The 18,663-nt window shown below is 63.9% G+C and carries 18 protein-coding genes; 11 read left to right on the top strand and 7 right to left on the bottom strand.

What is annotated here, in order from left to right:
• Positions 1–579: 579 nt before the first annotated feature.
• Entirely contained in the window at positions 580–1,557 is a 978-nt protein-coding gene (locus ABSG20_RS10910; protein WP_423864513.1) for an alpha/beta fold hydrolase, read from the bottom strand.
• Between the two features lie 271 nt (positions 1,558–1,828).
• Between ABSG20_RS10910 and ABSG20_RS10905 the strand changes: the two genes are divergently transcribed.
• A complete protein-coding gene (locus tag ABSG20_RS10905) occupies positions 1,829–2,011 on the top strand; it encodes a hypothetical protein (protein ID WP_423864512.1) in 183 nt (60 codons plus the stop codon).
• A gap of 68 nt (positions 2,012–2,079) precedes the next feature.
• On the opposite strand, the gene ABSG20_RS10900 is transcribed toward ABSG20_RS10905, so the two are convergent.
• The 3 genes from ABSG20_RS10900 to ABSG20_RS10890 all read right to left on the bottom strand — a co-directional run bounded on the left by ABSG20_RS10900 (position 2,080) and on the right by ABSG20_RS10890 (position 3,713).
• Positions 2,080–2,733 carry a tetratricopeptide repeat protein gene (locus tag ABSG20_RS10900; protein WP_423864511.1) on the bottom strand — a complete coding sequence of 218 codons (654 nt, stop codon included), beginning with the start codon at positions 2,731–2,733 and terminating at the stop codon, positions 2,080–2,082.
• A 111-nt stretch (positions 2,734–2,844) separates the two neighbouring features.
• Positions 2,845–2,970: a type B 50S ribosomal protein L36 gene (ykgO, locus tag ABSG20_RS10895; RefSeq protein WP_002718645.1), complete on the bottom strand. Its 126-nt coding sequence runs from the start codon at positions 2,968–2,970 to the stop codon at positions 2,845–2,847.
• Between the two features lie 359 nt (positions 2,971–3,329).
• Positions 3,330–3,713 carry a hypothetical protein gene (locus ABSG20_RS10890; protein WP_423864510.1) on the bottom strand — a complete coding sequence of 128 codons (384 nt, stop codon included), beginning with the start codon at positions 3,711–3,713 and terminating at the stop codon, positions 3,330–3,332.
• A 354-nt stretch (positions 3,714–4,067) separates the two neighbouring features.
• Here ABSG20_RS10890 and ABSG20_RS10885 point away from each other — a divergent pair, with 354 nt between their 5' ends.
• A complete protein-coding gene (locus ABSG20_RS10885) occupies positions 4,068–4,952 on the top strand; it encodes an amidohydrolase family protein (protein ID WP_423864509.1) in 885 nt (294 codons plus the stop codon).
• A gap of 63 nt (positions 4,953–5,015) precedes the next feature.
• Here the strand turns inward: ABSG20_RS10885 and ABSG20_RS10880 are convergent, their stop codons facing one another.
• Complete coding sequence (locus tag ABSG20_RS10880; RefSeq protein WP_423864508.1) at positions 5,016–6,083, bottom strand: zinc-binding dehydrogenase; 1,068 nt, start codon at positions 6,081–6,083, stop codon at positions 5,016–5,018.
• A 167-nt stretch (positions 6,084–6,250) separates the two neighbouring features.
• Between ABSG20_RS10880 and ABSG20_RS10875 the strand changes: the two genes are divergently transcribed.
• Complete coding sequence (locus ABSG20_RS10875) at positions 6,251–7,006, top strand: haloacid dehalogenase type II (RefSeq protein ID WP_423864514.1); 756 nt, start codon at positions 6,251–6,253, stop codon at positions 7,004–7,006.
• A complete protein-coding gene (locus ABSG20_RS10870; protein WP_423864507.1) occupies positions 7,003–7,470 on the top strand; it encodes a YbaK/EbsC family protein in 468 nt (155 codons plus the stop codon). The genes ABSG20_RS10875 and ABSG20_RS10870 overlap by 4 nt, the downstream gene beginning before the upstream one ends.
• A gap of 416 nt (positions 7,471–7,886) precedes the next feature.
• Here the strand turns inward: ABSG20_RS10870 and ABSG20_RS10865 are convergent, their stop codons facing one another.
• Complete coding sequence (locus ABSG20_RS10865; RefSeq protein WP_423864506.1) at positions 7,887–8,801, bottom strand: LysR family transcriptional regulator; 915 nt, start codon at positions 8,799–8,801, stop codon at positions 7,887–7,889.
• 115 nt (positions 8,802–8,916) lie between these two features.
• Between ABSG20_RS10865 and ABSG20_RS10860 the strand changes: the two genes are divergently transcribed.
• From ABSG20_RS10860 to ABSG20_RS10850, 3 genes are all read left to right on the top strand, one after another.
• Positions 8,917–9,615: a pirin family protein gene (locus ABSG20_RS10860; protein ID WP_423864505.1), complete on the top strand. Its 699-nt coding sequence runs from the start codon at positions 8,917–8,919 to the stop codon at positions 9,613–9,615.
• Positions 9,616–9,745: 130 nt separating this feature from the next.
• Positions 9,746–10,345: an NAD(P)H:quinone oxidoreductase gene (gene wrbA, locus ABSG20_RS10855; RefSeq protein WP_423864504.1), complete on the top strand. Its 600-nt coding sequence runs from the start codon at positions 9,746–9,748 to the stop codon at positions 10,343–10,345.
• 316 nt (positions 10,346–10,661) lie between these two features.
• Positions 10,662–11,603: a DUF5996 family protein gene (locus tag ABSG20_RS10850; protein WP_423864503.1), complete on the top strand. Its 942-nt coding sequence runs from the start codon at positions 10,662–10,664 to the stop codon at positions 11,601–11,603.
• A gap of 47 nt (positions 11,604–11,650) precedes the next feature.
• On the opposite strand, the gene ABSG20_RS10845 is transcribed toward ABSG20_RS10850, so the two are convergent.
• The gene (locus tag ABSG20_RS10845; RefSeq protein WP_423864502.1) at positions 11,651–12,766 is read right to left on the bottom strand and encodes an endo-1,4-beta-xylanase; all 1,116 of its coding nucleotides are present in this window, start codon (positions 12,764–12,766) and stop codon (positions 11,651–11,653) included.
• A gap of 142 nt (positions 12,767–12,908) precedes the next feature.
• Between ABSG20_RS10845 and ABSG20_RS10840 the strand changes: the two genes are divergently transcribed.
• The 4 genes from ABSG20_RS10840 to ABSG20_RS10825 all read left to right on the top strand — a co-directional run.
• On the top strand, positions 12,909–15,269 hold the full coding sequence (locus ABSG20_RS10840; RefSeq protein WP_423864501.1) for an exopolysaccharide transport family protein: 2,361 nt from the start codon (positions 12,909–12,911) through the stop codon (positions 15,267–15,269).
• A 204-nt stretch (positions 15,270–15,473) separates the two neighbouring features.
• Positions 15,474–15,941: a cupin domain-containing protein gene (locus ABSG20_RS10835; RefSeq protein WP_423864500.1), complete on the top strand. Its 468-nt coding sequence runs from the start codon at positions 15,474–15,476 to the stop codon at positions 15,939–15,941.
• Between the two features lie 17 nt (positions 15,942–15,958).
• On the top strand, positions 15,959–16,267 hold the full coding sequence (locus tag ABSG20_RS10830) for a hypothetical protein (RefSeq protein WP_423864499.1): 309 nt from the start codon (positions 15,959–15,961) through the stop codon (positions 16,265–16,267).
• Positions 16,268–16,444: 177 nt separating this feature from the next.
• The coding region (locus tag ABSG20_RS10825; protein WP_423864498.1) for a mechanosensitive ion channel family protein at positions 16,445–18,663 on the top strand (2,219 nt) is incomplete at its 3' end.

Genomic DNA, 18,663 nt, shown 5'->3' with positions numbered 1-18,663 from the left:
CCGGCCGCTGCGTCCCAACAGCCCGGGAGCCGAAGATGAATAGCCCTGTCGCGCCGTTCTCGCGCAGGGCGGCACTGTACGTCCTCAGGACCTCGATCAGCGTGGATTGGTTCATGGGTCGGATACTGCCACAAGTCGCGCGGAAAGACGAGACCGGCGGTTCCACTCGCCGTTCAGTGCCCCGTGCACGCTACGGCAAACGAATAGTGCCCATCTTCGTCGGCCGTGGCGCGCCATCTACGCCGGAGCACGCTTGCGGCTACCCCGAGGTGGCCGTTCCCGCGTCACATCTGCGCTCCATTGCGACGGCCCGCGACTATCGCCATCCTGCTTGGGGTTCGACATGCGCAGCCTGTTCCTCAACAACAGGAGCCGATTCCCCTGTCGGTCGATGCCTGTGCTTTTGGTCCGATTTATGGGTCGCTCCCCTCCCCCCGCGCGCATCGCGCGTGGTGGGGAGGGGTCGGGGGTGGGGGGTGGCGCGGCGTTCACCGAAACAGCGGTTCCTGCCGATGGACCCCCCACCCCCGACCCCTCCCCGCCGCTTCGCGGAGGGAGGGGAGAAGGAAGCAGATCGATTCAATCATTTTGACGTCTGGCGGAAGTGGCGGCTGTTTTGTGCGCGATCTCGGCGATCATGGCGTCGATCTCGGAGACTACCAGTGCGGGCGCGGCGTTCTGCACCATGTGACCGACACCCTCCAGCACGATCAGTTTGGCGCCCGGCACCGTTTTCGAAAATGGCCGCGAATGAATGTCGGTCGACACGGTTTTGTCCTTGTCGCCCGTGATCACCACGGTGGGCGCCCTGATTTCGCCGTAGCGCGGCGCCTGCTGCCTGACGGCCTCCTTCAGCGTGACCAGGTCCCGGGCATTGGCGAGAAACTCGCGCGGACGCAGCAGCAACAACGTCGCGGTATGGCCGACATAGTTTTCCGGCATGGTCTGCGGCAGGAACACGCCGCGCGCACCGGGCGCGGCCAGCAAACAGCCGAGCGGGAGCGTGATGGTCGCGGCCAGCAGTGGACCGATCACCGGCGTGCTGACGAGCTTGTTGTACCATCCAACCCCGCCGGGCCACGGATAGGCCACCGGCGCCAGCATCACCAGTCCTGCGACGCGGCTGGGATAGTCGAGCGCCATGCGCACGCCAAGCGCACCGGACCATGAGTGGACCACGAAAATGGCCCGCTTGATGGCCATCTTTTCCAACGCCGCATCGATCATCTGGCCCTGGATGGCAGGAGTCGAATCCTGTTCACGCGCGCGCGGGCTCCAGCCGTGGCCGGGACGATCGATCAGGATCACCCGATGGTTTTCGGCAAGCATCTCGCCGAGCGGCTGGCGCATCGCCTCCAGATTTGAACTGGCGCCATGGATCATCACCACCGGCGGACCGGCGGCGTCGCGCGACCCGAGTTCGACGACGTGCAGGCTGGCGCCGGCGACCTCGATGCGCTCGCCTTGCGCCGGATGGGCGCGCTCAATGGCGACAACACCGATCTGCGTGATCAGCGCGAGAGCCGCCAGCGCCGCCACGACCGCTACTGTCATCATTTTGATTGTCCGGATGACTTTGGGCACCTTTGGCTCATGGTCAGGAAGGCACAACCATCAAAGATTTTTTCAACGTGCCGCGACTCTCAAGCGCGCGCCTTCATATAGCCGTCATCGGTCACTTTATATTTAAACAGGCGGCATGGGCCACTCTTGCCACGTGACGCGTTACACCATCGCGGCTGGCATTACCCTGCTTATACAAACAATCGACAGGTGCGGAGACCGAGCGCCGAAGATTTATTTTGAGGGAACGATTGGAGGATTTTCGATGACTACCCGACCGAGCGAAGCTGCCATTGACGAGATTGTAGCAAGTTGCAATGGCGACATCCGCGGTGCCCTGAAAGCCCTCCTACTGGTCAACGAGCACCTGGAAGCGGAACTCCAGCAGCTCTATGCCGCAGTGGCCCTTGGAGGGCCCTTCAAGCGCGGCAGCCACGCTCTGCACTAATCAAATCAAAGAGATGAGATCATTGCTGCGTCTGCGCTCGGGAGTTAATGCCGGCGCGGCCCGACGGATCAGATGTCGCGGCCTTCGACCTTTTCAGTCAGCGTCTTGACCAGCTCCGGCACTTTGTCCAGATGCGGGTTGATGGCAAGCGCCTTGCGGAAGGCGTCGAGCGCGCGCTTTTCGTCGCCGAGATCCTGCATGATCATACCGAGGCCAGCCAGTGCGCCGAAATGGCGGGGTTCGCGGACCAGTACCTGCTCGATATCCTCCAGCGAATGCATGTAGTCGTTGCGCAGATAATACAGCGTCGCGCGCCGGTTCCACCCCTCGACATAATCCGGACGCAATTTGACGACGGCATCGAGCAGCTTTTGCGCGACATCCATCTGTTGCGCGTCCATCGCGGCCCTGGCGCGCATCATCAACAGCGCCGCGGTATCGCTTGGGGTCTGCATCCAATGCGCCCAGATCTGGGCCTCGACGTGCTTGGCGCTGGCCTCGTCGGGCGCCGCCTTGAGTGCGCCGAACAGAAAATCCAGACCATGACTGCGGTCGGTGCTGACCTTCGGCAGCTTGCCGGGTGCCTCCGGCAGTTTTTTCTGCCGCTTCGGCGCAGTGGCGCCAGGATCCTGCGCCAGTGCAGGAATAGGCGCTACCGCAATCATCGCGGTGAGCAGGATTGCTAGTCGGCGGTGGCGCGCGGCGGATGATGCAAATCTCATAACCGAAGTCTAGACGCAGGAAATCGCACTGCAAAGCAGCAATAGCGTCAAAGACCCGTGAAGCAGAGGAATTTTTGTGCAGGCGTCGAAGACCGGAACTCGGGCTCCGATTCAACCCTGGCGTGCCTTGAATCGGCGTTGCACCTTGTTGATCACGTAGACCCGGCCCTTGCGACGAACCAGGCGGTTGTTGCGGTGGCGACCGCGCAGCGATTTCAGCGAGTTACGGACCTTCATGGGACAATCCTGGTGCGTTGGAAGGCCGTGCTGGACAGGCCGAAAATGGCAACCGGCAAAACAACCGCGCTCCCGCCGACAGCAGTGCCGCCCGGGATGCGCGGTTTCTAAGCCATGCCATGGCCGAATGTCAATCCAAACGGACAAGCCAAAAGCCAGCCAACAGGCCGATTTGCGACGCCGTTCCGATCGGCGGGTCGGCGTCGCGGCATGCGCCGGGTAGATGGGTAGAGTGACCAGATCGGACGCACGTCCGAACTGGTCGCGAAACCCATCGCAGCGGAGGAATTGATGGGTTTCGCGAAGGGCTCAACCCATCCTACGACATCGACTTGTTATGATTCGCATCAAACGCTCGACTAGAAGACCACGAAGCTGGCTGTGCCCTGCAATGGCTGAACGGTATAGAATTCGCGTTGACCATTGTGCGGACCCACTATCGAAAATTTGTGCAGGGTTGTAATGCCCTGCGTGGAGATGGGCGCCGAATTGGACGGCGGCAGGTTAACGCTCGGAATCAGGAGCGTGAACGTTGTCGAGCCTGAATCCACCGTGCGGACGAGGAAAACCGTCACCAAATTCCCGAGGACACTTTCCGCCGTCTGAATCTCGTTTCCCGAGAAGCTCTTGACCTGAGAACCGTCGTGATAATTGAAAAGAGGCTGCCCGGTGATGCTGCTGGTCGAGTAGGAGACCTGAATACCGCCACCGGAAAGTTCGTACAAATTAGCTTGATTGGCCATCGTCGTAACCTTTCAAAATGCAGGGATGAAAAACTTCAAGTTGCGCTCAACGCCGGAATGTTACTCGCCCCGCGAGCAAATACAACTAAAGGATGAGATGTCGGATGACACGATCGCGCGATTGATGGCGGGATGACAATTAGATGTGGACGAACGGCCAGAGCGGCGCCCATGGCTACGTTCTTGCTTATTGTCTTGATCTGGCACCGTAGATCTGGGCACAGCACATGTTACCTCTCGTCGAGGCCCCTGCGAACAGACTTTCACCCACTCGGACAACCGCTTGCCGAATTTGTTATGTGATATAACCAATCTGCGCCAACGCGCTGACCGCACCGATGCCAGGATTATCCCATGCCGAAGCTGCCGCTGCTCAATCCCGACGATCTCGTGGCGATCGATATTCATACCCATGCCGAAGAGCCCTGCGGCATGCATGGCGACGACGGCTATGACGACTTCCAGGCCAAGATGGCCGACTACTTCAAGTCGCCGAACAAGCATCCGCCCACCGTTCCGGAAACCGCCGCCTATTACCGGGCCAAGAAAGTCGCCGCCGTGATCTTCCCGGTCGATGCCGAGCGCGAGACCGGCTTCCGCCGCTACAGCAATTACGAGATGCTGGAAGTGGCCGCGGAAAACTCCGACGTGCTGATCCCGTTCGTCAGCATCGATCCGCACAAGGGCAAGCTCGGGGTTCGCGAGGCGAAGAAGCTGATCGCGGAATTCGGCGTCAAGGGTTTCAAGTTCCATCCGACCATGCAGGGCTTCTACCCCAACGACCGCATGGCCTATCCGCTCTATGAGGCCATCAACGATGGCGGCGCGATCGCGCTGTTTCACACCGGCCAGACCGGCGTCGGCAGCGGCATGCCCGGCGGCATGGGCATGCGCCTGAAATATTCCAACCCGATGTACATGGATGACGTGGCGGCGGATTTCCCCGACCTCAGGATCATTCTGGCGCACCCCTCATTCCCGTGGCAGGAAGAGGCGCTGTCGGTCGCGACCCACAAGCCCAACGTCTATATCGACCTCTCCGGCTGGTCGCCGAAATATTTTCCGCCGATCCTGGTGCGCTACATCAACTCCATCCTGCAGGACAAGATGCTGTTCGGCTCGGACTGGCCTGTCATCACGCCCGACCGCTGGATGGCTGATTTTGCCAAACTCGACATCCGCGACGAGATCCGGCCGAAGGTGCTGAAGGCCAACGCGCGCAAGCTGCTGGGGATCTGAGGCGGCGAGGCGGGGCGAAGAGCGGGGCGCGGGAGCCCGGCGGTGCGTGCCGCCAACCTTTCGCTAAGGCTGCATCACGATGCATTCGAGATTGCCGGCGGTAGCCGCGGCTTCCATCGCTTCCGGCAAGGCCGCAAGCGGATAGATGCGCGGGCGGATCGCGGAGATGTCGAGCATGCCGGCGCGCAACAAATCCAGGAGCCGGCGATAGGCGCTGGCCGGATACATGAACTGGCCAAGAATCTCCCAGCTGTTCAGCATGAGTGTGGTGTAGGGGATCGGCAGATCCGCGGTCATGCTGCCCATCAGCACCAGCCGGCCGCCGCGGCGAAGGCTGTGCAGCGCCGCCAGCGTCGCGTTGGGGTCGCGCGCCTGTCCGACCATGTCGAACGCCATGTGGACACCCCCGCCCGCGGCTTCGCGAAGCGAAGCGGCATCTTTCTGCACATCGCCCGCAAGCTTAACCGTCGCAACGCGCGGGCCGCCGGCGCGGGCCACCGCCTGCAGCGCGCTCTCGTTGCGGCCGGCGGCGATTACGCGGGCCGCGCCCATGGCGACCGCAACCAATACGGCCGCCGTGCCGTAGGCGCCGGTGGCGCCGTTGACCACCAGCGTCTCACCGACCGCGAGCCGGCCCCGCAACAGGCCGCCGAACGGGATGATGCAGCGGCCGATGGTGACGAGTTCTGCGGCTTCGAAGCGGTCCAACCCCTCGGCCGGCGTCACTGCCGCGGCCGGCATCAGGGCATATTCGGCCAGCGTTCCGTCCGGCCAGTCCGCCAACACCGCAGCCGCTTCCGGACTCGAGGTCAGTCCGATCAGGACCTGCGCGGGATCCTCGACATTCTCGGCTGCGACAAAATGCGACGACAGCACCGCGCGCTGACCCGGCTTCAGATGCCAGACGTCGCGGCCGACCGCGGCGATGACGCCGACGCCGTTGGTTCCGATCGTGAACGGCCCGGGCGGCGGACGGTAGGCCGGCAATTTCCCTTCCACATAGGCCTTCAGGTACGACATCAGCGCCGACGCCTCGATCTTGACCAGCACGCTGCCCGGGCGCGGCTCCGGCGTCGGGACATCCTTGAAGCGAAGTTCTCCGCCGAGCCGATCCAATTGCCAGGCCTTCATGCCGTTCTCCCTTGACGCCGATGCGTCTTGATATGGCGCTGTGATCGCACATTCGCTACCATTACCGCCCGGCGGATGTTCGGCGCTTGGTCCCGCGGATTGCCGATCGCCGCCGCAACACCTACCCGGCGAAAATGTTGTCGCCGCTCCAATCCGGCAGGCAGACCGTGACCATCAAAGCCATTGTGTTCGATGCCTATGGCACGCTCTACGACATTCAGTCGGTGGCGGCCATTACCGAGGACGCCTTTCCCGGCTATGGCGAAATCATCACGCAGATCTGGCGCATCAAGCAGCTCGAATACACCTGGCTGCGTTCGCTGATGCGGCGTTACCGGGATTTCGAAGCTATCACCCGGGATTCGCTCGCCTACACGCTGCGGGTGCTCGGGCTGCAACACGACATCGGCGTGTTCGAGCGCATCATGGAAAAATATCTGCATCTCGATCTCTATCCGGATGCGGCGGCGACGCTGGCTGCGATGCGGCATCGAAAGCTGGCGATCCTTTCCAACGGCAGTACCGGCATGCTCGGCGCGCTGGTGCGCAACTCCGGGCTCGATCAGGTGCTCGATGCCACCATCAGCATCGACGCCGCCAAGATCTTCAAGCCCGCGCCGGAGGCCTATGCGCTGATCGAAACCGTGCTCGGCGTGCCGCCCGGCGAGGTCCTGTTCGTATCTTCGAATCCGTGGGACGCCTGCGGCGCCAAGGCTTTCGGCCTGAACGTCGCCTGGATCGAGCGGTTGAGCCCGGAGGCGATGGCGCTGGCCTGCGTCGAAAGCGATCTGATTGCTCCGCTGACGATGTTCTGGGCGCTGCGGACGCAGATGGACGCGTTGGGACCGGAGCCGGATTTTCGTATTCGCGCACTGTCGGATCTGCCCGGTCTGGTCACTTCTCAAGCGCGACGCCAGCCATGAGTCTTGCTTCGGTCCGCGCCTTCTTTGCCGAGAAGGCCCCCGACATCGCCGTGATCGAATCGTCCCTGAGTTCGGCGACGGTGGCGCTGGCGGCCGAAGCCTATGGCGTAGAGCCGGGCCGGATCGCCAAGACGCTGTCGCTTCGGGTCGGCGAGCGCGTGGTGCTGATCGTGGCCAGCGGCACCGCCCGGATGGACAACAAAAAGATAAAGGCGCAGTTCGGCGGCAAGCCGAAGATGCTCGGCATCGACGAGGTCGCCGAGATCACCGGCCACGAGGTCGGCGGCGTCTGTCCGTTCGGCCTGAAGACGCCGCTGGCGGTCTATTGCGACATTTCCCTGCAGGCATTCGGCGAGGTGGTGCCGGCCGCCGGCTCGACCCACAGCGCGGTGCGGATCGCGCCGATGCGGATGGCCGAACTTGTTCAAGCCGAATGGATCGACGTCTGCGGGGATCAGCGCTAGCCCACGGATGTCTTATTGGTCGTCGAAGCCAAGACAGTACTCGAGGCAATCCCGAGGGCCATTCGGTGCGATCGCATGTCCGATCCTTGTTTTCAGGTACCCCAGCGGTCCCGCCGGCAAGTTTCATTCCTTCAGGCTGGAAAATGAATGCGGCCGGCGAAGGTTCTGGACTCGCAAAGACGTCCAATCCAAACATGCGTTCGCGTTCCCGCGGCGCGCGGCACCCGGGCTTTTGCCAGGAAACTCGTCGCCGTCAAAGGGCATCGGGAATGCCGGGTGCCCAGTGCATGCGCAGCCTCGTGTGCGCGTAGTGGCAGGGCTCGCATGACGCGCGGCGTTCGCATGAGCCGCGCTTTTCTTCTCCCCTCCCTCCGCGCAGCGGCGGGGAGGGGTCAAACGCGCCGCATGCGGCCGGTTCAAGAACTCCGCTTCTTCGCCTTGCCAAAATGCCTGGCCAGAAAATCCGCCAGCACCTCGACGCGGGCGGGGCGCGGGCCGCCCGGCGGCATCACCAGGTGCAGCGCGCCCTCGGTCTGCTTCCAGTCCTTCAGGATCACCTCGATCTCGCCCGAGGCAACGGCATCGGCAACGATGAACTCCGGCAGATCGGCGATACCGAGGCCTGCGAGCAGCGCCGGCATCAGCGCTTCGCCGTTGTTGACGCGCAGCGGGCCGGCGGGGCGCACGCTCGCCTGCTCGCCCTTGGAATTGGTGTAATGCCAGATGTCGGGCGTCGAGAGATAGGCATAACCGAGACAGCGGTGCTGGGCGAGATGCATCGGATGGGTCGGCTTGCCGTGGCGCTTGAGATAGGCGGGCGCCGCCACCGTGTAGCGCGGCATCGCGCACAGCCTGCGCGCGATCAGCGAGGAATCCGGCAGGCTCGCGATCCGCAGACCGAGGTCGAACCCCTCGCCGATCAGGTCCACCATCGCATCGCTGAGATGCAGGTCGATCGCCACATCCGGAAACTGCGCCAGGAACGCCGGCAGGATCGAGGCCACCGCCTTCACCCCGAAGGTCATCGGCACCGCCAGCCGCACCAGTCCCCGCGGCGCCACCGACTGCGCCAGCGCCTCGTTTTCCGCCGCCTCGCCGTCGGCCAATAGCCGCGCCGCGTGTTCGGACAGCTTTTGGCCGGCATCGGTCAAGGCGAGCCGCCGCGAGGTACGGTTGAACAGCCGGGCGCCGAGCCGCTGTTCCAGCCGGGTGACCGCTTTCGACACCGTCGCCCTGGACAGCGAAAGCTCGCTGGCTGCCCCCGCAAATGAGCGTAGTTCCACGACTTTTGCGAAAATCGCGAGCCCCTCGAAATCGGGGAGTCTTGCCATGCCGGTACCCTATTAGAGCGAAATTGGAAACAATATGTTTCGTTAGTTTCTATTTATGTACCAGCTGAAAATCCTTATCCAGGGGGCAATCGATCACTCTTCACGAGGAAATCCCATGATTGAACTCCGACCTTTCGACCGGCTTGGCCGCGCCGATCACGGCTGGCTCAAGGCCCGGCACCACTTCTCCTTCGGCAGCCATTTTGACCCCGGCAATATGGGCCATGGCGCATTGAGGGTGTGGAACGACGACGAGATTGCCGCCAATAGCGGCTTTCCCGCCCATCCCCATGCCAACATGGAAATCATCACCTATGTCCGCGAGGGCGCCATCACCCATCAGGACAGTCTCGGCAACAAGGGCCGCACCGAAGCGGGCGACGTCCAGGTCATGAGCGCCGGCTCCGGCGTGCGTCACTCCGAATATAATCTGGAGCCGACGCTGACCAAGATTTTCCAGATCTGGATCGAGCCGACCACCCATGGCGGCCAGCCCACCTGGGGCGCCAAGCCCTTCCCGAAATCGGATCGTTCCGGCAAGTTCGCCACCATCGCCAGCGGGTTCAAGGACGACACCGACGCACTGCCGATCCGCGCCGACGCACGGGTACTGGCCACCACGCTGAAGGCCGGCGAGAGCGCCCAATATACCCCCGGCAAAACCCGCAACCTCTATCTGGTGCCGGCGGCGGGTGCGGTCGAGATCAACGGCGTGCGCGTCAATGCGCGCGACGGCGTCGCCATCCGCGATGAAGCGCGGCTCGACATCACCGCGCTGGAAGATGCCGAACTGGTGCTGGTCGACGCGGCGTGACGCGGTTGATCGACGACGATTCCCGCGGTCGTCCTGGCCGGGAGCTCTGCGCGAAGACGCGCTTTCCTCTTTGGCCCGGCCATGACCAAGCTATTATCCTCACATCCCCTCAACCCCTCGGAGACCAACCATGACAAAAGTTCTTGTGCTGTATTATTCCGCCTACGGTCACATCGAAACGATGGCGAACGCCGTTGCAGAAGGCGCCCGCGAGGCCGGCGCGTCCGTCGACATCAAGCGGGTACCCGAACTGGTGGCGCCGGACGTCGCCAAGGCGTCCTACTACAAAGTCGATCAGGCGGCACCGGTCGCCAAGATCGAAGAGCTCGCCGACTATGACGCCATCATCATCGGCACCGGCACACGGTTCGGCCGCATGTCCTCGCAGATGGCGAATTTTCTCGATCAGGCCGGCGGTCTCTGGGCCAAGGGCGCGCTGCACGGCAAGGTCGGCGGCGCCTTCACCGGCACGGGGACACAGCACGGCGGCCAGGAAACCACGCTGTTCTCGATCATCACCAACCTCCTGCATTTCGGCATGACCGTGGTCGGCCTGAATTACGGCTTTGCCGGCCAGATGAAACTCGACGAGGTGACCGGCGGCTCGCCCTATGGCGCGACGACGATTACCGGCGCCGACGGCAGCCGGCAGCCATCCGCAAACGAACTCGCCGGCGCGCGCTATCAAGGACGCGTGATCGCCGAGACCGCCAAGAAGATCCATGGTTAAACCAAATGGCTAACTACCTGGCCGAACTGCATGGCTGATGCGATGCGGGGCGGCATTCCTTTCCACGAATGCCGCCCCATCTGCTCATGGCGAATGAGGAGCCTCGCCATGATCGAAATTCTCGCTTTCTATCAACTGGCCCGCAATCCAATGCAGGCAATGGCGCGGCGCTGGTGGTGCCGCAGCCTGTTCCGCGCTTCGCGCGGTCGGCGTCGGTGTCCGGAATGCACCGCTTCGTGATCCCAGGGTTGCCTTATGTGATAGTTTGATGCTTTCATGACGTCTGCGAATAACGTCTGCGAGCGCGGGTTCGAGCATGAGCGACGCCCCGAACATCCCCTGGCCGGAACTGCCGACCGCGGCATGGCGCGAAACCTACCAGACGCTGCATCTGTGGACCCAGATCATCGGCAAGATTCGTCTGGTGCGGACACCCTGGCTGAATCACTCCTGGCACGTCACGTTGTACGTCACCGCGCGCGGGCTGACGACCTCGCCGATCCCCAACAGCAACGGCTCATTTCAGATCGACTTCGATTTCATTGATCACGCCTTGCTGATTTCGACCAGTGACGGCGCGAGGCGGCAGCTTGCGCTATCGGGGCAATCGGTCGCAAGCTTCTACGCCGGCGTCATGGCCGCGCTCGCGGAGCTCGGCATTACCATCACCATCGACGAGATGCCCAACGAACTGCCGGAGCCGATACGGTTTTCGTCAGATCACTGGCATGCCGCCTATGATCCGGACGCGGTGCGGCGCTGGTTCCAGATCCTGGTCGATGCCGACCGGGTGTTCAAGCAGTTCCGCACTTCGTTTCTCGGCAAGTGTAGCCCGGTGCATTTTTTCTGGGGCAGTTTCGATCTCGCGGTGACGCGGTTTTCAGGAAGGCGGGCACCACCGCATCCCGGCGGCGTGCCGCATCTTTCGGACGCGGTCGCGCGCGAGGCCTATTCGCACGAGGTAAGCAGCGCCGGCTTCTGGCCGGGCGGCGGCGCGGTCGATTTTCCCGCCTTCTACTCTTATGCCTATCCCGAACCGCCGGGCTTTCGCGCCGCAAAGGTGCGGCCCGATGCGGCGTTTTTCAGCGCGGAGCTCGGCGAATTCATCCTGCCCTATGACGCCGTGCGAACGTCCGCGCGGCCGGATCAGGCGCTGCTCGAATTCCTGCAAAGCACGTATGAAGCCGCCGCCGCCAAATGGGATCGCGACGCGCTGGAATGCGCTTCCGGCCAGCCCGGCGTGGTACGGCCGGTCTGATCGTGCGGTCGGAGGGACGCCGCGAAAGAATCCGTGCCGGGCCGTGCTCACGCGGCCTTGCGCCTGAATTCCTCGATAACGTCATATAGCGGTTTGGGCCGGAGGTCGGCGTCGAGCGGCAGTGGCCGGTTGGGCAAGCCGTCCGGACGCTTAAAATATGTCGGCACCCAGCTGTAACGGTCGCTCAGTCCCCAGGTCACGATCGCCTTCGGACACGCGACCTCGCAGACCGTTTTGAGAAAGCCCGCGGCCAGGCTCGCAACCTGCGCGTCCCGTTCGCTCACCTTGCCCGGCAATTCGTAATCGATCACGTCGAGCTGGGTGATCAGCACGTCGAGCTTCAGCTTGGCGATCTCCGCCAGCAGCGTTTGCAGGCCATCGCGATCGATGGCGCGGTCGGCGAACAGGTGGGCTTGCAGTCCGACGGCATGCAGCGGCACGTCACGGTCACGCAGCGTGCGCAACAGCCTGATCAGCGCGTGGCGCCGCGCCATGAAGCGCGGCCCGCTGAATTCCAGGTCGTATTCATTGAGCACCAGTCGTGCGCCGGGGTCCGCCGCAGCCGTCGCCCGCAGCGCGATCGGCAGATAATTCCCGCGCAGCCGGCTCGCCCAGATCGAAGGGCGGAACGAGGCGTCGTCCTCCGGCCAATGCGCCAGCGGCTCGTTGACAACGTCCCAGCACTGGACCGCGCCGCGATAGCGGCCCACCACGGTCTGGATATGATCGACCAGCTCCCGCTCGGCTTCAACAGGGGTTGCGATCGCGTCGGTCCATGCCGGCATCGCGCCAGACCAGGCCAGCGTGTGGCCGCGGACATCGATCCCATTGAGCCGCGCGAAGTCGAGGATCGCGTCGGCCTTTTCGAATCGGTACTGATCGCGGGTCGGCCGCAGTTCCGTCCATTTCAGTTCGCTCTCCGGCACGATGATCTGGCAATTCGCAGCCATCGCGGCGCGATAGGTGAGATCGGACGCAAGCGCGTCCGATCGCACGGCCGCGCCGTAAGGAATTAACTTTTCGGCGGCTGATGCAGGCGGCTCTATCGGCGGTGTCGCAAACGCGGACACTCCGGACAGCACGGTTGTGCCGGAAAGACCCAGCACCGCCGCCTTTGCCGCGCCTGCCAGAAAATCACGCCGGGTTCGCCGCTCTATCAGCATACTTGCACTCAGCTCGGCCCCAGGGATGAAGCGAGATGAAAAGGCCAGTGCAAAATTCGATCCGGCGACTTGTCCGGCTGCACCGAACCGTCGCTCAGGGTTAACGGCACAGCATTAACCAGGACAATAACCGAGCGCCCCGGTGAAAGGCTGGACGACGCTATCGCGCCTCAATTCGGCTGTTACCATGCGGGTGTTTGCCGGCACGGATATGCGTGCGGCCGCTATCGAATGGAAGCCGGAGCTGATGCTCGTTGATGATCCAATCCTTAATCACATGAACCAGGCCGAGCCGGGACAACGAGAAACCGCAGTGCGGACCTGCGCAGGCTTCAGCATGCGGGCTCAATCGTTGTGGCGGCACAAGGCCGCGCTTGCCTTGGCAGCGCTGATTTGCGCCGCCGCCGCGGTTGCGATCGGCAAAAGCCTGACGCCGAAATATACGGCGGTCGCCCAGGTTTATGTCGATGCACGGGAACGGCAGCCGGTCGATCGGGAGATTGCATCGCGCCCGCAAGATGATTCCGACCTTGCAATGGCGGTCGAAAGCCAGGCCCGCCTGATCACCTCGAACAGCGTGCTGCTGCAGGTGATCCAGGACACCGACCTGGACCAGGATCAGGAGTTTGCCGGTGCCGCCGGCACCTCACGGTTTGAAACGTTCGGGAGCAGGATGCGGTCCGGCGGGGATGCTCCGCAGACAGTGGCGCTGGAAGCCTTGAGGCGTCACATCAATGTCTACAGGCCGGACCGAAGCTTCATCGTCGACATCGAGGTCTGGTCGGTTGACCCGGCCAAAGCGGCCCTGCTGGCTGACGCGATCTCGAACGCCTATGTTGCGGAAACAAACAAATGGCATACCATGGCCGCGCGGCGCGCGGCCGCCGATCTGTCGGAGCGCCTCAACGAATTGCAGGAGCGGCTTCGCAACGCCCAGGATGCGCTCGCCACCTACAAGACGCAGAATAATTTGCTCGACACCGGGGGCGGCCCGGGCAGCGACCAGCAGCTTTCGGCGAGCGCCCAGCGGCTCGCCGCGGCGCGGGAGGCAACGCTCAACGCCCAGGAGAAGTACGACCAGATCGAAGCCGGCCGCCGGGATCCGACCGACGCCGACGCGCTTCCGGAGGCGCTGCAGTCCCCTGCCCTTGTCCGCTTGCGCGCGCAGTATGCCGGCGCACGCAGCCGTTATGCCGAAATGACGAGCGAACTGGGACCGCTGCATCCGGCGCTGCGTCAAATGGAGATCGAAGCCGAAGACTTGCGTCGCGCCATCATTGAAGAAGTCGAGCACTCGGCGGAGACGGCGACGAACGAGCTGGCGCGCGCCCGCGATTACGAAGCCGCGCTGAACGAAGCACTGGAGCAGCAAAAACGCCAGCGCGTCCAACTCAGCGAGGCTTTGGCAGGGCTTCGCAAGCTTCAAGGCGATGTCGAAGTCAGCCGCGACGTCTATCAATCCTTGCTCGATCGCGCGCGCCTGACCGGAGCACAGGAAAGCCTCAATACTTCGCGTGCGCGCGTCATCAGTGAACTTACCATGCCACGGCGCACCTTCCCGCCGCCGATGAGCCTGCTTGCAAGCATCGGCTTCGTGCTCGGCGCGCTCGCCGCGGCCGCCGTCTGTTTGGCCATCACAGCCGACCAGCTGCCGCCCGGGGCCGGCGAACCGCGACCGGTCGATCCCGAGACCACCACTGTTGCGTCACCTTCCATACAGCCACCGCAATATCAACCTCAGCAGGAGGTCACGGCCGAAAAACCGCTGATCGCGCGTCTGCAGGAATCCGAAGTGGTGCGGAGGCAGCGCAGCGTCTTGACCGTTGGCGCGGTTCCCGACCTGACCCGGATCGGTTGGCCAACCCTGCGCACGGGCCCGCCGGCGAAGACATTCGTCAACAGTGTCGGCGAAATGCGCGCGGCCGTGATGCGGCGTCCGTCCGCCGGCGCGATCCCCGTGCTGGCCGTGATCGGCGGCGGCAGCGAGGATCGCAGCATCGCAGCGCTGAACGTCGCGCTGGCGGCCGCACGCAGCGGCTCCCGCGTGCTGCTGATCGATGCCGATCATGCGACCCGCGCGCTGTCAAACCAGCTGCATGGACCCGGCAACAACGACTCCGGCCGTTTCGGCTGGCTCGGCATCGGCGCCAAGGCCCCGGCCGCGATCGAGACCATCAACGGCATCTCGGTGCTGCCGCTCGACACAGCATCCGACACCAGGACGAGCGATGCGATCTGCAAGGCGATCGCGGAGCCGCGCTCCCTCGGTGGTTGCGATCTCGTGATCCTCGACGGCCCCGCTTCACCCTGGAGCGCGGTCGACCGCAGGCTACTCGACGTCGCCGACGGCCTGCTCGCGAGCCTGCCGGTGAACCGCGACATCAATGATGGCGTGCGGGACATCATCACAGCCTTGGGCGAGGCCGAACCCAAGCTGATCGGCTTCGTTCTCAACGAACTCCATCCGGCCGCCGCGGGCGGGAGCGGCAAACAATTTGCCTGAGCGCCACGCGGACAATGTCATGTTGGCAGCGCACGGCGTAACCGCGTTTTTCGGTGTTGCACTTGCGTTGTTCGCGGTTTCCCCTCGCGCGCAGAGACGCGTGCATCTTGCTCTCCGGGAGCGAGACCGGCTAGCATAAGGGCGACAGGCATCGAGACATCAGCGGACGGCGGCACTTGGGCTCGGAAGCCAGGGGAGGATAGCATGGAAGCCATAAGCGGGTTTTGGCGATATCTCGCCATACCGGTGTGCCTCGCCGGCATGCTCAGCATCAGCTCCGCGGCCGAACTCAATCCCGCCGCGGTGATCTACAAATTACCGGACCAGATTCCCTGGAGCCCGGTCGACGCCCGCGGCGCGCAAAATGCCGTGGTCGTCGGCGATCCCTCCAAACCGGGATTTTACATCGTCTACACCAAATGGACCAAGGGCAATCATTTCAGCCGCCCGCACTTCCATCCCAACGACCGTTACATCGTCGTGCTGCAGGGCACCTGGTGGGTGGGCTCGGGGCCTAAATTCGATCCTGCCAACACCACGGCGATGCCAGCCGGAAGCTTTGTCACCCATTTCGGCAAGCAGGTGCATTGGGATGGCGCCAAGGACGAGGACGCCGTGCTCTTGATCATGGGCGAAGGTCCGGCAACGGCGACCGCTGCGGAAGAGAAGTGAAGCTTCAGGAGATTTCGATGCATCAGGCCGCAAAACTGCAATTCGAACGCACCGTGCGCGAATTTGCCCGATGGCTCGCGGTGCCGCACGACACCCGACCGCCGGCACCGGGCTGGTGGTGGGGGCCGGCGCTGGAAGTGGTCGGCGCGCCGCAACCGATGCCGCCCGACTGGTGCGCCCGCCTGGAATTGCCGCTGGACGCCAGTTTTGACGATGGCGCCAAGGTTCTGCTGGCGAGCCTCGCCGACCAGACATCGCTGACGTGGCCCGGCTATTTTCCGGAGGGGATGCGGCATTCAGAACCCGAGGAATGGGACAACACCTGACGCGGGCGCCGGCGGCAGCGCCGACGATATCTTGGCATTAGGTTCAGGTCAGGAGATGAACCCGCTTCGCGAGTCGATCGCCTCCGGCGGTGCCGCCTTATTGTCAGCGTGATGGCGCGGTAGGGGCACCCTACCTGATCTTCCCTTTGATCTTCCATTCGGCCTGGAGGGCGCACGATGAACTTTCCGGGTCGGCTGACTGCGCGGATTGTCGTCGCGGTTCTGCTCCTCGGCGGCGGTTGTGCCCGTGCGCAAATCGCCGAGCCTCTGCGCCGACCGCCGCCCGGCCCGGCACAGCCGGATGCCTCCGTCGCATCGCCTGGCGCCGCTGCCGCTGCCGCCCAGCCGGCGCAGCCCAGGATCGACGCCGACGACATCACCAGACGCGCCAACAAGGATGCGGGTGTGGACATCGAGGCCACGATCGCGGGGTGGCAGCGCGGACTCGACGGCGTCGAGGCCGAGCTTCGCAGCCCACGCCTGAATTTTTCGCAGCTCAACTCCCTGCGCGATGCTCTGCAGCGCTTTCGATCCAGCGTCGAGGATACCTCGATCCATCTCCAATCCCCGCTGTCCGCCGCCAAGGCGCAACTGGGGTCGCTGGGGCCGGTGCCGGCGCCCGGCCAGCCGCCGGAGCCCGACCAGATGGCCCGCAATCGGGCCGAGCTCAATTATTATCTCGGTCTCTTGTCCGCCGGGAAGGTCGCCGCCAGCGCCGCGCTGTTGCGCATCGACCAGCTGATGGATGGTGTCCAGGAGGTCCGCCGGAAGAATTTCTCAACGTACCTGTTCCAGCCGGTTCCGGGAGTGTACTCGGCCGAAACCTGGACGCAGTTGCCGTCCAATGTTCCGGTCGCCACGAGCCGGATCGGCGATCTCATCGCCGGCTGGTGGAGGGACGCAAGTGATCGCGATGAGATGGCGCGGGCCGCGCTAGAGGCGGCCGTGCTCGCCTTGGCGCTGATGGCGCTGGCATGGCGCGGCGTACCGCGCCTGCGCCGGTGGCGCGGCGACGGGCCGCCGCCCTTCTGGCGACGCGCCTCCTCCGCGGCCGGTGTCATCCTGCTGCGCGCGGCGCCGGGGATCGCCTCCATCCTGCTTCTCTACGGCCTCATCGGCCAGGCACAGACCTTGCCCGACCGCGCCGACCGGCTGTTCTACGCGTCGGCGCAGACGGCGATCATCATGTTGGCCGTGAGCGCGCTGGTCGCCACGGTGTTTGCTCCGGCGGCGCCGCAATGGCGCCTCGTGCCTGCTTCCAACCGCGCCGCCTGGCTCGTGTGCGGTCTCGTCGTCCTGCTCACCCTCGTCTACGGTCTGACAAGCCTCATCTATATCGCCACCCGCGTCGTTCAGGCACCCTTTGCGCTCACCGTCGCAGTCGCCGTTCCGTCATGCCTGCTGCTGGCCGGGGTCGTGGTCGCTATCCTGCTCACGCCGCTCGATGCCAGGGATCAGGACGGCATCACCTCGCCGCGATGGCTCAAGGCGTTGCGCGTCCCGATCTGGGCCGTGATATCAGCCATCGTGGCCAGCACGCTTTCCGGATACGTCGCGCTTGCCCGATTTCTGGCGCAACAGCTGATCGTCACCGGCTCGGTGCTGGCGCTCATCTATCTGTTGCTGCTGTGGGTCGACGGCTTCGTCCAGGGTCTTACCGACGACAATGCCGCGATGGGAGGCTGGCTCCGCGACAGAGCCGGCCTGGAGCGGCAGCGCCGCGAGCGGCTCGCGCTGCCGGCGGGTCTGGCCCTCAAGTTCGCCGTGCTGGTGCTGTCGGTCCCGTTCATCATGCTGCAGTGGGGCTACAGCTGGCCCGACATCCATGATTGGTACCGCCAGCTGTTCTTCGACTTTCACATCGCCAATACCCAGGTCTCCTTCGCGGTGCTGCTGGCCTCCTTCATCGTCTTCATGCTGGCCTACGCGGCGGCCCGTCTGTTCCAGAGCTGGCTCGACTCCCGCATTCTCGCGCCGGCCGGGATTTCGGGCGGGGTTCGCGAGTCGATCCGCACCGGCGGCGGCTACGTCGGCGTCATCGTCGCCGCCGTGGTGGCCTTGTCCTATGCGGGCTTCAACCTGTCCAATCTTGCCATCGTGGCCGGGGCCTTTTCTGTCGGCATCGGTCTCGGCCTGCAAGGCATCATCAATAATTTCGTGTCGGGGCTGATCCTGCTCGCCGAGCGGTCGGTCAAGGTCGGCGATATCGTGCTGGTCGGCGGCGAGGAAGGCACGGTGCGCAAGATCAGTGTCCGCTCGACCGAGATTGAGACCGCGGACCGGGCCCATGTTCTGGTCCCGAACTCCTATTTCATCACCGAGAAGGTGAAGAACTGGACGCATCGCAACAGTTTCGGCCGCGTCGTCATCGGCGTCAACGTGGCCTGCAACAGCGA

Origin of the sequence: Bradyrhizobium sp. (assembly GCF_049512235.1) — a bacterium.
Classification (GTDB): domain Bacteria; phylum Pseudomonadota; class Alphaproteobacteria; order Rhizobiales; family Xanthobacteraceae; genus Bradyrhizobium.
This window is presented reverse-complemented; position numbering and strand designations above follow the sequence as displayed.

What these genes read in the sequence shown, in the direction of transcription:
- ABSG20_RS10910 (WP_423864513.1), bottom strand. Translation starts at nt 1,557, where the DNA reads ATGATGACAGTAGCGGTCGTGGCGGCGCTGGCGGCTCTCGCGCTGATC.
- ABSG20_RS10905 (WP_423864512.1), top strand. Translation starts at nt 1,829, where the DNA reads ATGACTACCCGACCGAGCGAAGCTGCCATTGACGAGATTGTAGCAAGT.
- ABSG20_RS10900 (WP_423864511.1), bottom strand. Translation starts at nt 2,733, where the DNA reads ATGAGATTTGCATCATCCGCCGCGCGCCACCGCCGACTAGCAATCCTG.
- ykgO (WP_002718645.1), bottom strand. Translation starts at nt 2,970, where the DNA reads ATGAAGGTCCGTAACTCGCTGAAATCGCTGCGCGGTCGCCACCGCAAC.
- ABSG20_RS10890 (WP_423864510.1), bottom strand. Translation starts at nt 3,713, where the DNA reads ATGGCCAATCAAGCTAATTTGTACGAACTTTCCGGTGGCGGTATTCAG.
- ABSG20_RS10885 (WP_423864509.1), top strand. Translation starts at nt 4,068, where the DNA reads ATGCCGAAGCTGCCGCTGCTCAATCCCGACGATCTCGTGGCGATCGAT.
- ABSG20_RS10880 (WP_423864508.1), bottom strand. Translation starts at nt 6,083, where the DNA reads ATGAAGGCCTGGCAATTGGATCGGCTCGGCGGAGAACTTCGCTTCAAG.
- ABSG20_RS10870 (WP_423864507.1), top strand. Translation starts at nt 7,003, where the DNA reads ATGAGTCTTGCTTCGGTCCGCGCCTTCTTTGCCGAGAAGGCCCCCGAC.
- ABSG20_RS10865 (WP_423864506.1), bottom strand. Translation starts at nt 8,801, where the DNA reads ATGGCAAGACTCCCCGATTTCGAGGGGCTCGCGATTTTCGCAAAAGTC.
- ABSG20_RS10860 (WP_423864505.1), top strand. Translation starts at nt 8,917, where the DNA reads ATGATTGAACTCCGACCTTTCGACCGGCTTGGCCGCGCCGATCACGGC.
- wrbA (WP_423864504.1), top strand. Translation starts at nt 9,746, where the DNA reads ATGACAAAAGTTCTTGTGCTGTATTATTCCGCCTACGGTCACATCGAA.
- ABSG20_RS10850 (WP_423864503.1), top strand. Translation starts at nt 10,662, where the DNA reads ATGAGCGACGCCCCGAACATCCCCTGGCCGGAACTGCCGACCGCGGCA.
- ABSG20_RS10845 (WP_423864502.1), bottom strand. Translation starts at nt 12,766, where the DNA reads ATGCTGATAGAGCGGCGAACCCGGCGTGATTTTCTGGCAGGCGCGGCA.
- ABSG20_RS10835 (WP_423864500.1), top strand. Translation starts at nt 15,474, where the DNA reads ATGGAAGCCATAAGCGGGTTTTGGCGATATCTCGCCATACCGGTGTGC.
- ABSG20_RS10830 (WP_423864499.1), top strand. Translation starts at nt 15,959, where the DNA reads ATGCATCAGGCCGCAAAACTGCAATTCGAACGCACCGTGCGCGAATTT.